The following is a 13,932-nucleotide window of genomic DNA, read 5'->3' as shown; positions in this document are numbered from 1 at the left end:
ACCGATTTAGGCTACTAGGTTAACGATAAGCACGCAAAATGCGGTTGGCTTCAGCCTGAGCGTCTTTCATTGCTTGCTGTGGCGTCTTGGCACCGGTCAGGGCGGCCTGCAGCCCATCGTTTAATGCCTTGGTGACACGCTGGTTGTCGTGCGTTGACAATTCAGCCACGGCGAATGGTAATTGGTCACGCGCTACCACCGCTGGCGGGAAATCAGCTGCATAGGATTTGAGAGCCTGCGTCTCATAAGCAGCTGGCGACACGGCGACATACCCGGTATCGATACTCCACTGGGCAGCGCGCTCAGGCTGTGTCAGCCACTTGGCAAAGCGAAAAGCACCTTGCTGCTCAGCTTCAGGAGCTTTCTTGAAAATAAAGAAGTTACCCCCACCAGTGGGTGAACCACGACGTACGTTTTCTGGGAGCATCGCCACACCAAACTCAAATGGTGCGTTCTTGCGGATGTTGGTCAGGTTGCCAGTGGTGGTCCAGATGATGGCGGACTTGCCTTGCATGAAGTCAGCAGGCGTCGTTCCCCATTGCACCACACCCGGCGGGTGGATTTTGTACTTCTGTGACAGGTCAACCCAAAACTGCAGCGCTTCAATGACCTTAAGGTCATCAAATGCCACCTGCGTACCTTCAGAATTGGCGAGGATCGCGCCATTTTGGGTGCTAAAACCCTGGAATAGCCAATATGGGAAACCGCTGGAGGGTACCTGAATACCCCAACGCTCGACATTGCCGCTGGCATCACGCTTGGTCAGCTTTTGCCCCATGGAGACGAGTTGCTCCCAGTTTTGCGGAGCCGTATTTGGATCTAGGCCTGCCTCTTTGAATGCCTGTTTGTTCCAGTACATCACAACCGTCGAGCGCTGAAACGGGATGCCCCAGGTTTTGTTGTCAATCTGACCGTTTAACAAAAACGCCGGGAAGAAGTCTTTCATCCATTTGCGCTCTTCATCGGTCTTCACAAAATTATCAAATGGGACAATGGCGTCCTCATCAATCAGCGTGAAGGTGTCGGTCGACAACAAGATAGCTGCCGCTGGAGGCTTATTGGCTTTGTGCGCCGTCAGGGCTTTAACCACGGTTTCCTGATAGCTGCCTGCGTAGACTGGTACGACTTTAAGGTCCGGGTTTTCTTTGTTGAATTCAGCGGCGTAGCCATCGATGATTTTAGTGACTGGGCCACCAACGGCAACGGGGAAATAAAAAGATACTTCGGTTTGCGCCAGGGCCGCTGTGCTCACGCACAGGCTAGCCGCTAGCGTTGATGCAAGGCTGACGAGCTTTTTCATTGCAGATCTCCGTGGGTTATGAAATACGCAAGCCCTGGGCATCAAACCAATGCTGGCTTGACGGCTGCCAGCCCAGCTTGACTTGCGTGTGGGGTTGGATCACAGCCTTGCCATCGGCTCGAGCTGTAATCGGGTGGTGGCCTACCTGCATGTGCACAAGCAGGTCAGCGCCGGTGAACTCAGTATGGGTGACAGTGGCATCCACAGACCCCTCAAAACTAATGTCTTCAGGACGAATGCCAAGCGATACGGCATTCTCTGGGGCCGACACTGTAACGTCGGTGCTCTCGATGCATTTGTCCCTGACTGGCAGCACATTCATTTTGGTGCTACCGATGAACTGCGCCACAAATAGCGAAGCGGGTTGTTGGTAGATTTCCGTTGGCGAAGCGATTTGCTCAATCTTGCCGTCTCTTAACAAAACCACGCGGTCAGCCATGCTCATGGCCTCGGTTTGGTCGTGTGTGACGTAGACCAACGACAATTCAAGCTTTTGTTGTAGCGCACGGAGCTCTTCGCGCATGGACTGGCGCAGTTTCGCATCCAGATTAGAGAGCGGCTCATCCATCAGGCAAAGCCTGGCATCAGCCACGAGGGCACGAGCCAGTGCCACCCGCTGTTGCTGCCCGCCAGATAACTGGGAGGGTTTGCGTTCACGCAAGGCACCCAGACCGAGTAAATCTAAGACTCGTGAGAGCCGTTCCTCAATCTCCCCTTTCTCAGTCTTGCGGATTTTTAAGCCAAAGGCCACGTTCTCCTGAACCGAGAGGTGAGGAAATAGCGCATAGTTTTGAAACACCATCGAAACGCCGCGCGCAGCAGGCGGCGCATGTGTAACATCGTCGCCAAATATACGGATGGTGCCAGTTGATGGCGTTTCGAGCCCAGCAATTAGGCGCAACGTAGTGGTCTTGCCGCAACCGGAGGGGCCAAGCAATACCGAGAACTCACCGGCTCCAAGTTCGAGCTCGGTGGGTTGCAAGGCAGTCGTACTTCCCCAGGTTTTGCTGACTTGTTTGAATTCAACAGCTGTCATGTCAGTCACATTTATATTTAGTCCCTACGATAGTAGGGCAGTGTGACATGTATGTGACACCGATCAGGGGAAACACCTAGTTAGGAAGCTCGAACTCTGACACCTAAATCAATACTTGGCATTTGTTGTGCTGGCTATTTTCTCGTTGTGAGCAGATAGGTTGCCATTTCTGCAAACCCAGCACCCCCACGGTTTTGGCAGACAAACTTGGGCAGGTGTTGCAATCGATGGATCTGGTCCCGAACATTGGCCACACCCACCGAATTGTCAAAAAATCCGAACATGGGTGCATCGTTTGGGGAATCACCGATAAACAGAATCTTCTCTTGCAAGTCAGTGATGACTTGTCCAAATACGTCGACAAACAACTGTTTGGTCATGGTGAGTTTGTCATATTGGCCAAACCAACCGTTAACATGAATGGAGCTAACCTTGGCTGTGGCTCCAGCTGCCTTGAAAAACGACACAATTTCTTCAATTGCTGATTCAGGTAACGGCTCAACATCCTCACAGAAGTCGATGGCCAAGTCCGCGATGCGATAAGGCTGATCGCTAGCTAATGCGCAACCTGGAACTTTGGCAAGGATGGTTTTAGCCAACAAATCGAGCTTTTGTCGGTTTGATTCCCGAGTTCCCGCATCGGTCCAGAACTGTTGTTCCATCTTCCGTGCGCTGTGGTCGTAGCGCATAAAAAATGCACCGTTCTCGCCGACCACAGCTGAAACTGGCCACATGCGGGCGATGTGGTCGCACCAACCAGCAGGCCGGCCTGTGATGGGAATTACGTGGATGCCGGCGTCGTGCAGGCTTTGCATGGCGCTGTAGGCTTGGGCTGTGAGGTGGCCTTCGGTAGTCACGGTGTCGTCGATGTCGCACAGCACGTATTCGATGTTGGCTGCTATTGCTGTGGGTAACTTGATGAGCGGTTTCACAATACAGTGCCTCGAAGTTCTGATTTGCTCTCGATGATCAAAAAGTAACAGGGGATGATCAAGATCATCCCCTGTTATTACCCGCGTTAGCTGAGAACGCTTGGTATCCGATTTACAGCTGTATCTTCAATCGATGTGCGATCTCGCCCACAATGCCGCGGCGAAATGCCAGCACGCAGACCACAAAGATCGCACCCGTGGCAATTGTGCTCCAGCCACCCAAGTTGGCCAGGTAGTTTTGCAGGTTGATGATCACTGCGGCACCAGCGATTGGACCCCACAGGGTGCCAATGCCCCCTAGAATGGTCATAAGCACAGCTTCACCGGACATCTGCCAGGCAACGTCCGTCAGTGAGGCCAGTTGCAGCACCAACGCTTTCAGACCACCGCCCAATCCAGCCAGACCAGCCGAAATCGTGAAAGCCATTAGCTTGTAGCGATCTACGTCATACCCGAGCGAGATGGCACGAGGCTCGTTTTCGCGGATGGACTTAAGAACTTGGCCAAACGGCGAGCGCACTACTCGCATCACCAGCAAGAAAGCCAGCGCAAACACGCCGAGTGAGAACCAGTACATATGTGAAGAAGGGCTCAAGTCGATCAAGCCAAGGAATTCGCCACGAGGTACGCCCTGGATGCCGTCTTCGCCATTGGTAAACGGCACTTGTGTCGCCAAGAAGTAGATAATCTGAGCCAAAGCCAGCGTAATCATTGCAAAATAAATGCCCTGACGACGAATGGCTAGATAGCCAAATACATAGCCCAGTGCCGTTGAGCAAATGACACCAATGAACAGGCCAATCTCAGGGGTCACACCCCATTCCTTCATGGCATGGGCCGTGACGTAGGAGGCAGAGCCGAAAAACGCGGCATGCCCAAACGATAGTAAGCCTGCGTAACCGAGCAAGAGATTCAGTGCGGCGGCAAATATCGCGAAACAGAACACTTTCATCATGAACAAGTCATAAACAAAGTTCTGAAATGGAAGCAGCGCTAGCAACACAAAAATCACGATGGACAGTTTGGTGAATGTCGACATCGAATTGGAGGTGGCAGTCGTAACAGTTGTTGTGTTCATGGTTGGGGCCTTTTTAGCGGACTTTGCCAAACAGCCCGGCGGGCTTGAGCAACAGCACAATAATCATGATCACAAAGATCGAAACAGATGAGGCTTCGGGATAAAAGACTTTGGTCAAGCCCTCAACAATACCCAGACCCAGTCCCGTTAGTATTGACCCAGCGATTGAGCCCATGCCGCCAATCACCACAACGGCAAATACAACAATAATCAGCTCAGACCCCATAACAGCTGTGACTTGGTAGATCGGGGCTGCGAGCACGCCAGCGAATGCAGCCAGCGCGCATCCGGCACCATAGGTCAATGTGATGATAAGCGGTACGTTCACACCCAACGCTTGCAGCAAGCGCGGGTTCTCCGTTCCAGCACGCAACAGGCTACCTAACTTCGTGCGCTCGATGAAGTACCAGGTCGCAAAACACACCAGGAGGGCGACACCCACTACCCAGAGGCGGTAGTATGGCAAGAATAGCCCGTTAACGCGCAGACCGCCGCGCAACATGTCTGGTACCGGGTAGCTGTTGCCCAGAACGCCGAACCAGTGCCGGAATAAGCCCTCGAGCACCAGGGCGATACCAAATGTCAGTAACAAACCGTACAGATGATCGAGGTGGTAGAGGCGCTTTAGCATCGTTTTTTCAACGACGATACTAAAAGCACCAACGATCAGCGGTGCCAGAAAGAGCGCCACGAGGTAGGGCACTTCGAGTTCCGGCATCCCGATCCAATAGCCCAACTGTGTCAGGCCAATCCAGGTCAGCATGGCACCCAGCATGTAGAGGGCGCCATGCGTGAAGTTGATCACGTTGAGCAGCCCGAAGATCACCGCCAGCCCGAGACTCAACAGCGCGTAAAACGAGCCGTTAATGAGCCCAATCAACATCTGGGCAGTAAATGCTTGCGGTGATACGCCAAGCAACTCAAACATGATCTATCTCCCTAACTGACCTATCAAGAACCAGTAACCAGTTTGCACTTGGACTGCGACAACGGCAAGGTTGCATCAGCAGCAGGGATCACGCGGGCCACTGTCGCGATGTCGTTACGGTTCTTGGACTGTTTGGGTGACTTGACCTGCAAGAGGTACATGTCATGCTCAAACTTGCCGTCTTTACGAATAACGCCCTTGAACAAACCATCGTCGATGGGTGTTGATTTCAGGTACGCCATGACCTTGTCCGAATCATCGGTGCCAACAGCCTGAATAGCTTTGAGATAGTTCAAGGTTGCCGAGTAGACCCCTGCCTGAACTGAGGTGGGAGCAACGCCTTTGAAGTTCTTCATGAATCGCTCAGCAAACTTGCGGTTCGACTCGTTGTAGTCCCAGTACCAACCCACTGTGAAGTTCATGCCTTGAGTTTCTTGCAAGCCCAGAGCCTGAATGTCAGCGCTAAACATAAGCAATGGCACAACAGTTTGGTCTGAGCCCATGATGCCCAATTCAGCAGCCTGTTTGATCGAGCCAATCGTGTCGCCACCGGCGTTGGCCAAGCCAATCACCTGCGCGCCAGAGGACTGTGCCTGAGCCAAATATGAGGCAAAGTCAGTCGTTTTGATGGGGTGCTTGACGCTACCGAGCACTTCACCGCCCGCGGCTTTCACCACTTCTGATGTGTCACGCTCCAAGGTGTGGCCGAAAGCGTAATCAGCGGTCACGAAGAACCAGGTTTTCTTGCCGGTTGCAACCACTGCAGCGCCGGTGCCGTGAGCCAATGCATAGGTGTCATAGACCCAGTGCACGGTGTAGGGGTTGCAACGTTCGTTGGTGATTGGCAGCGAGGCTGCACCAGTGACCAATGCTACACGCTTCATCTGGTCTGCGACTTCCATGGCAGCCAAAGCGGAAGCTGTCGAGACGTTGCCGACAATCATGTCAACGTTGTCACGCTCGAACATTTCACGAGCCTTGGAGCTCGAGAGGTCAGCCTTTGATTGGGTGTCAGCAGACGTGATGTTGATTGGCTTGCCAAGCACTGAACCACCAAAATCGGATACGGCCATCTCTGCGGCCACAACGGCACCGGGGCCTTCAATGGCTGAGTAGATACCAGAGAGGTCAGTCAGCACACCGATATTGACGGCGTCATTACTCAATTGTGCCGAGGCACTGGTGCCGACTGCGAACAGGGCGCCCGCGACGACTTGGGAAATCAGGGTTTTTTTCATGCGATGTCTCCTAAACACGAAGTTGGTAGTGCTGCAAGTGCAGGGCTTAGACCCCCAAAAGCGTTTCAAGCTCTTTTTGACTTTGTTCGAGCTTTTCTTTTTCGACCATCATGACGACCTCGCCGTGCTCGATCACGTAGTTGCGATCAGCCAGTTTGGACGCAAAACGGAAGTTCTGTTCCACTAAAACCACCGTGAAGCCTTTTTCTTTGAGTGTGCGTACGACTTCGCCGAGTTTTTGCACAATTACCGGTGCCAAACCCTCGGTAATCTCATCGAGCAACAATAACTGGGCACCCGTGCGCAGGATCCGGGCGATTGCCAGCATCTGCTGTTCTCCACCAGAAAGTCGACCGCCGGGGCTATTACGGCGCTCCTTCAAGTTGGGAAACATGTCGTAGATTTCATCTATCGACATGGCGCTTTTGCCTGAGCCAACCATGGGTGGCAGCATCAGATTCTGTTCGCAGGTCAGACTTGCAAAGATGCCGCGCTCTTCAGGGCAGTAACCGATTCCTAGGCCAGCAATTTCATGGGTGGGTTTGCCAATGACTTCAATGTCGTTGATTTTTATTGATCCTTTGTTCGACCCAGTCAGCCCGAGTATCGCTCGCAAAGTAGATGTGCGACCCGCACCATTTCGCCCAAGCAAGCAGACTACCTCACCAGCATTGACCGATAAATTGATGCCGTGCAGGACATGAGATTCTCCGTACCACGAATGCAGGTCCTTGATTTCAAGCACAGGTGTTGTAGCCATAGGTATCGTTGTTTCGGTCAGTATGTTGGATTCAAGAGGTGGAGCACGATGCCGTCAGTGCATCAGTGTCCTTGAAGCTCTGTGTCAGCCGAGCCCATATAGGCTTCCATCACCTGCGGGTTGTTTGACACGGTCTCATAATTGCCTTCTGCGATCAGTTCGCCACGTTGCAGAACCGAAATGGTGTCGGCGATGTTGGACACCACTTTCATGTTGTGTTCCACCATGATGACGGTTCGACCTTCGGCAACCTTGCGGATGAGTTCAGTCACACGTTCAACGTCCTCGTGGCCCATTCCCTGAGTCGGCTCATCAAGCAACATCACTTCAGGGTTCATCGCCACTGTGGTGGCAATCTCAAGCGCCCGCTTGCGCCCATATGGCAGATTGACTGCCTGCTCGTGCGCAAAATCAGCCAAACCAACTTTCTCTAGCGCATCAAGCACGCGATCGTTCAATATGTCCAGGGTCTTGTCGCTTTTCCAGAAATGAAAGGTGGTCCCTAGCCGTCGTTGCAGGCCTATACGGACATTTTCAAGCACGGTCATGTGCGGAAACACCGCCGAGATCTGGAACGAGCGCACGATACCCTCGCGGGCAATCTGTGATGATGAGTGACCCGTGATGTCGTTCCCGTTAAAAAGGATTTTGCCCGTCGTGGGTGTTAAGAACTTGGTAATCAAGTTAAAGCAAGTACTCTTGCCCGCACCGTTCGGACCAATGATGGCGTGGATCGTGTGTCGCTTGACTTTCAGATTTACATCGTTGACCGCTACAAAACCAAGAAACTCCTTGGTCAGGTTGCTGGTCTCAATGACATATTGAGTAGAGTGTTCCATAGCCGTCGTTTATACCTGACTCGTAGGTTACGCATATAGCGGTTTGTCTGAGGACTTTCCCTGATTCGAGGGCTTTCCCCTATCCAAAACAGATCACAATGCTAAAGATTGTTTAATTGTTGTGCCAGCCGAAATAACCTGGTGTGCGCGTCCTAGACCACACGTCAGCACCAAATCGCCATACACAAGTGCAGCTTTTCGCTTTTTGATGGCAACCGGGTCGTTGATCAGCTCGGGTTTACTGGCGGCCAGCGCAGCACGCGCCATCATCCAGCCACCGAGCACATCGCCGGCGAGCAGCAGCATAGGGACTGATCCAAAGTAGACCGCTGCTGCATCTTCTTTGCCATGTTTTAGAACCCAATCAACACAGTCTCGTAGAGTCTGAGCACCTTGCTGCAACTGTTGACCAAGTCGAGCGAGTGCCGTGTCTTCGGAATTACCTAGTGTTGTGCCCGTATCCATGACTTCGTTGATCAAAGCACCAATACCTTGACCCTCATCGCGCAGAATCTTACGGCCTATAAAGTCGTTGGCTTGAATAGCGGTAGTCCCTTCATAAATCGTGGTGATGCGGGCATCACGCAGGTGCTGGGCTGCGCCAGACTCTTCCACGTACCCCATGCCGCCATGGACCTGAATACCTAGTGATGCAATGTCTTGTGATTGCTCGGTGCACCAGCCCTTAACCACCGGGATCAATACATCGACCCGTGATTGCGCCGCGCTAGCAACTTGTGCATCTTCGCTGGCTGCCGCGATATCCATGTGGGCCGCTGCTTCATAGGCAAGCGCCCGCATCGCTTGTACGCGGCATTGCATGCTAGCGAGCATCCTGCGCACATCGGGGTGGTAGGCTATGGGAGCGGCCGAGTTAGGTTGATCGCCGGGAATGAGTGTTTTGCCTTGCACGCGATCATAGGCGTACCACAATGCCTGTTGTAATGCGCGCTCGGCAATGGCTACCCCTTGCAAACCGACATTTAGCCTCGCATGGTTCATCATGGTAAACATGTAAGCGAGGCCTTCGTTCGGTTTGCCGACAAGGTAGCCTATCGCGCCACCGGCTTCCCCATAGCTCATGACCGCTGTAGGGCTGCCGTGAATGCCAAGCTTATGTTCGAGTGAAATACATTTGACGTCATTGCGAGCGCCAAGTGAGCCGTCGTCATTGATCAGAAATTTAGGAACGATAAAGAGCGATATTCCCTTAACGCCAGCCGGCGCATCGGGCAGTCGGGCGAGCACCAGATGGATGATGTTTTCCGTGAGGTCGTGTTCGCCGTAGGTGATATAGATTTTGATGCCGGAAATAAGGTAATGATCACCATTGGGTACGGCCTTCGTGGTCACAGCCGCCAAATCAGAGCCCGCCTGCGGCTCGGTCAGGTTCATGGTGCCGGCCCATTGGCCTGACACCAAGTTGGGTAAATAGGTCTGCTTTTGTTCGTCACTACCGTGATGCTCAATCGCGTGAATCGCGCCGGCGGTCAGCATGGGGCAAAGGCCAAAGGACATGCTCGCACTATGCAGCATTTCGTTGGTGGCGGTTGCCAGCAACTCTGGTAGTCCTTGACCTCCATACTCAGGGCTGCATGCCAAACCGTTCCAGCCAGCCTCGATATATTGCTGATACGCCTCTTTGAAACCTGTTGGGGTTTTGACCGAATGGCCATCGCCAAGCGAGGCACCTGTCTCATCACTGACCGTGTTAAGTGGTGAGATCATGCCGGCATTGAATTTGCCAGCCTCTTCTAGCACTGCATCGATCACATCTTCAGAGAATTCTTCATACCCAGGCAGTTCGCTGATTTTCTGTGAATCAATCACATGACGAATCACAAACGCCATATCTTCGGTGGGTGGTTGGTATTGCACAGCCATGATCCGGTTCCTCAAGCAACAGTCTTGCCGTTTTTAGGTGCAACGAACGCAAGCTCAAAAAAAATCTACATGTAAATTACGCCAGCCAGATGTCATGATTATTCCGATGACCTGGTGGCGCAGCTATTTCTGCCAGTTCGGAGGTCGCTTCTCAATAAAAGCTTGCACCCCTTCCAGCGCAGTTTCATCCATCATGTTGCAAGCCATGGTCTGGCCTGCAAGCTCATAGGCGCGAGCGATATTGCCCTCGATCTGCTCATAAAACAATCGTTTGCCTAGACGCAGGGCAGGCAGTGGTTTTTTGAGAATTTTGTCAGCCAGCTCTTCCGTAGCTTGCGAGACAGCATCCTTGGCAACCACTTCGTTGATCAAGCCCCAATCGCGGGCCTGCTCGCTACTAATGAACTCACCTGTCATCAACATAGACATGGCTTGCTTGCGACCGATATTGCGCGACAGCGCCACAGAAGGTGTAGAACAAAACAGCCCCAAATTCACACCGGATACTGCAAACCTGGCACTCTCAGCGGCCACAGCAAGGTCACACATGGCCACCAACTGGCAGCCAGCGGCTGTGGCCACACCTTCAACTTGGGCGATCACCACCTGTGGTAGGCGTTGAATGCCTAGCATCACCTCGCTGCATCGCTTAAACAGTCCCTCGTAGTAATCCTGTGAAGGCGCAGCACGCATTTCTTTTAGGTCATGTCCTGCACAAAACGCTTTGCCAGCGCCAGCAATCACCACGACTTTGGTAGCTTCATCCTTGGCCAAGGCGTCAAGTTCGGTCTTGATTGCGGATAGCATCGCTTCGGACAGCGAGTTAAATGCATCTGGACGGTTCAATGTCAGGCGCACAAGGCCAGGCTTGATCGCTTCGCGTAACACCAGTTCATTCATCTTCTTCTCCTAGCACCGGTGGCATTGTTTGACTCTTTTAACTGTCGATCGCTTTGACCGATCCAGCCTGTTTGCGTAGCTCGAATTTTTGTATCTTGCCCGTCGATGTTTTTGGAACCTCGCCGAAGATAACGGCACGAGGCACCTTGAAGTGTGCGAGGTGCTGTTTGCTGAAGTCCACGATATCTTGCTCGGTTACTTTTGCATTGGGTTTAAGTTCAATGAAAGCGCAAGGTGTCTCACCCCATTTGGGATCGGGCATGGCAACCACAGCCGCAGCAAGCACGGCCGGATGACGGTACAGCACATCTTCGACCTCGATCGAGGAGATGTTTTCCCCGCCAGAGATGATGATGTCTTTGCTGCGGTCTTTGATCTTGACATAGCCGTCGGGATACTGCACTGCCAAGTCCCCAGAGTGAAACCAGCCACCAGCAAACGCGGCCTCTGTGGCTGTAGGGTTTTTGAGGTACCCCTTCATCGCGATATTGCCGCGGAACATAATTTCACCCATTGTTTCGCCATCCCATGGGACCGGTTGCATGGTTTCTGGGTCTAGTACCCGCACATCTGCCTGTAGGTGATAACGCACACCTTGGCGGGAATTCAAGCGCGCCCGCTCGGAGATATCCAAACTTTCCCACTCGTCATGTTTGACGCACACGGCCGCAGGACCGTACACCTCGGTTAAGCCGTAAACGTGGGTCAGTTCGAAGCCCAGGCTCTCCATGCCCTCGATCATGGCTGCTGGTGGTGCTGCACCGGCTACCATTGCTTTGACACCTGCAGGTACATCGGCCTTCATCTCTTGCGGGGCGTTAATCAAAAGGCTGTGCACGATTGGCGCGGCACAGTAGTGCGTAACCCCATGACGGCGAATCAAATCAAAAATGGTTTGTGCATCGACTTTGCGTAAACAAACGTTGACGCCGGCCCGTGCGGCGACTGTCCATGGAAAGCACCAGCCATTGCAGTGGAACATGGGTAGGGTCCACAGGTAAACCGGGTGACGAGCCATATCCCATTCGAGGATATTCGAGATCGCATTGGTGGCAGCACCGCGATGGCTGTAGACCACACCTTTGGGGTCGCCCGTGGTACCTGATGTGTAGTTCAAGCAGATCGACTGCCATTCGTCCTCAGGCAGCACCACCTCAAACTCGGGGTCACCTGAGGCGATTAAGTCTTCATAGGTTTCTCGGCTGATGCCAGTCGGCGCCACGAATGGTTCGTCTTGAGCCTCGATAACGATCGGTGTTCGCCCATGCGATTTCTGAAGAATCTCAAGCGCTTGACCCATGACCGCTGCGAATTCGCTGTCAACAATGACTAATTTGGCCTCACCGTGATTCAGCATAAACGCGATACTCGCGGCATCTAGTCGGGTGTTCAGGCTGTTTAGGACGGCACCGGCCATCGGCACACCAAAGTGCGCCTCAACCATGGGGGGTGTATTGGGTAGCATCACGGCGACGGTATCGCCTACTGCGATACCTTTGGCCTGCAGCGCTGAAGCCAGACGGCGGCAGCGGGAGAAGGTCTGCAGCCAGTTTTGTCGAAGCTCACCGTGAACAATGGCCAATTTCTCGGGAAACACCAGCGCGGCGCGCTCAATAAATGAAATCGGTGATAAAGCGACATGGTTGGCTGGGGTCTGGTCCAGACCTTGGGCATACATGTGATTGGCCGGCAGAGTCGGTATGGTGCGCACCGTGGACATGGTTTTGGCTCCGAGGGTGGTGTTCTTGTTCTTTAGCGTGTGACTATTCGATGAATCAACCGCTAGCTCTCACTTTACACCCAAGAGCAAAAATTTTCAGGGCTCAAACCTCGCGTTATAAGCAAGTGACCGATAGACTAAAGGCCCTATTGATCGGGGCTTTGCGTGCGGTGTGTGCTACAGCAAGGTAGCTGACTTTCGGGCCTGTAGGGTACTAACTCTAGTAAAGGTCCGGGACGATCATTTCACGCGGAACCGGGTGCCGATGATAGTCTGGGTTGTGGACGCGTTCCGGCAAGATGACTTCTGGATGGTCTATTTCACTGTACGGGACTTGGGTAAGCAGGTGGGCAATGCAGTTCAGGCGAGCACGCTTTTTGTCGTTGCCTTCGATAATCCACCAGGGCGCTTCGGGGATGTGAGTGCGCTCGAGCATATCCTCTTTTGCTTTAGTGTAGGCTTCCCAGCGCCTGCGTGACTCCAGATCCATGGGGCTTAGTTTCCATTGTTTGAGCGGGTCTTTGATCCGCATCGTAAACCTGGCGTGCTGCTCTTCGTCAGTGATTGAGAACCAATACTTGATCAGAATGATGCCCGATCGGACGAGCATTTTTTCAAATTCGGGAACAGTCCGAAAAAATTCCTCGCGCTCATCCTCGGTGCAAAACCCCATCACCGTCTCTACCCCCGCGCGGTTGTACCAACTGCGGTCAAACAGAACCATTTCGCCGCCAGCCGGGAGGTGGCTGACATAACGCTGAAAGTACCACTGGCTTTTCTCTCGCTCGCTAGGGGCTGGCAGGGCAACCACACGGCAGACGCGCGGATTCAATCGCTGGGTGATGCGTTTGATGGCACCACCTTTGCCAGCAGCGTCGCGGCCTTCAAACAGCACGACCACTTTTAGCTTTTTGTGAGCTACCCAGTCTTGCAGCTTGACGAGCTCGCCCTGAAGGCGAAACAGCTCTTTGAAATACAGGCGCCGATTCATGGCGTGTTCAGATTCTTCGCCTTGCGGCGGCACCGCGAGCAACAGCTCATCGAGCCGATCATCGTCGAGCTCCATCTCTAGCTCTTCGTCAAAGCTATCAATGCGGTCTGCGGCAAGTCGGTCGTTATATGTGGGATTTTGCTTGTCTGACGATGCCATCGGTTGATTTCCTGTCTTTGTTTAAGTTCAAGTGCACTTGGCTGCAAGCGCGGCGCGTCGCATAAGTATCGTATGTAACGGGTGTGACTGATTTGTGACAACGAGTGTCGTCTAACGCAGAACGATTAGGTGCTCATGTTCTAATGATGTCTAGACAAAAGTGTGCT

12 protein-coding genes are annotated in these 13,932 nt (G+C 53.0%); all 12 read right to left on the bottom strand.

Annotated elements, in window-relative coordinates; genetic code table 11:
• Window positions 1–19: 19 nt before the first annotated feature.
• On the bottom strand, window positions 20–1,300 hold the full coding sequence (locus DHf2319_RS10500) for an ABC transporter substrate-binding protein (RefSeq protein ID WP_243478193.1): 1,281 nt from the start codon (window positions 1,298–1,300) through the stop codon (window positions 20–22).
• 16 nt (window positions 1,301–1,316) lie between these two features.
• Complete coding sequence (locus DHf2319_RS10495; protein ID WP_243478191.1) at window positions 1,317–2,336, bottom strand: ABC transporter ATP-binding protein; 1,020 nt, start codon at window positions 2,334–2,336, stop codon at window positions 1,317–1,319.
• Between the two features lie 134 nt (window positions 2,337–2,470).
• The gene (locus DHf2319_RS10490; protein WP_243478189.1) at window positions 2,471–3,268 is read right to left on the bottom strand and encodes an HAD-IIB family hydrolase; all 798 of its coding nucleotides are present in this window, start codon (window positions 3,266–3,268) and stop codon (window positions 2,471–2,473) included.
• 112 nt (window positions 3,269–3,380) lie between these two features.
• Window positions 3,381–4,346, bottom strand: a complete 966-nt coding sequence (locus tag DHf2319_RS10485; RefSeq protein WP_243478182.1) for a branched-chain amino acid ABC transporter permease — start codon at window positions 4,344–4,346, stop codon at window positions 3,381–3,383.
• 13 nt (window positions 4,347–4,359) lie between these two features.
• Window positions 4,360–5,274: a branched-chain amino acid ABC transporter permease gene (locus tag DHf2319_RS10480; RefSeq protein ID WP_243478180.1), complete on the bottom strand. Its 915-nt coding sequence runs from the start codon at window positions 5,272–5,274 to the stop codon at window positions 4,360–4,362.
• A gap of 23 nt (window positions 5,275–5,297) precedes the next feature.
• The gene (locus DHf2319_RS10475) at window positions 5,298–6,512 is read right to left on the bottom strand and encodes an ABC transporter substrate-binding protein (protein ID WP_243478174.1); all 1,215 of its coding nucleotides are present in this window, start codon (window positions 6,510–6,512) and stop codon (window positions 5,298–5,300) included.
• Between the two features lie 46 nt (window positions 6,513–6,558).
• Window positions 6,559–7,272: an ABC transporter ATP-binding protein gene (locus tag DHf2319_RS10470; protein WP_243478172.1), complete on the bottom strand. Its 714-nt coding sequence runs from the start codon at window positions 7,270–7,272 to the stop codon at window positions 6,559–6,561.
• A gap of 62 nt (window positions 7,273–7,334) precedes the next feature.
• Window positions 7,335–8,111 (bottom strand): ABC transporter ATP-binding protein, encoded by a 777-nt coding sequence (locus DHf2319_RS10465; protein ID WP_243478170.1) that lies wholly within the window; start codon window positions 8,109–8,111, stop codon window positions 7,335–7,337.
• Between the two features lie 93 nt (window positions 8,112–8,204).
• Window positions 8,205–9,989, bottom strand: a complete 1,785-nt coding sequence (locus tag DHf2319_RS10460) for an acyl-CoA dehydrogenase (protein WP_369810252.1) — start codon at window positions 9,987–9,989, stop codon at window positions 8,205–8,207.
• Between the two features lie 129 nt (window positions 9,990–10,118).
• A complete protein-coding gene (locus DHf2319_RS10455; protein ID WP_243478166.1) occupies window positions 10,119–10,895 on the bottom strand; it encodes an enoyl-CoA hydratase in 777 nt (258 codons plus the stop codon).
• A 37-nt stretch (window positions 10,896–10,932) separates the two neighbouring features.
• Window positions 10,933–12,615, bottom strand: a complete 1,683-nt coding sequence (locus DHf2319_RS10450) for an acyl-CoA synthetase (RefSeq protein WP_243478165.1) — start codon at window positions 12,613–12,615, stop codon at window positions 10,933–10,935.
• 220 nt (window positions 12,616–12,835) lie between these two features.
• Complete coding sequence (gene ppk2, locus DHf2319_RS10445; protein WP_243478159.1) at window positions 12,836–13,765, bottom strand: polyphosphate kinase 2; 930 nt, start codon at window positions 13,763–13,765, stop codon at window positions 12,836–12,838.
• Between the last annotated feature and the right edge of the window lie 167 nt (window positions 13,766–13,932).

It is taken from the genome of Orrella daihaiensis, from assembly GCF_022811525.1.
GTDB lineage: Bacteria > Pseudomonadota > Gammaproteobacteria > Burkholderiales > Burkholderiaceae_B > Algicoccus > Algicoccus daihaiensis.
Note: the sequence above shows the minus strand (reverse complement) of the source record. Positions and strands in the feature narration are given on the sequence as shown.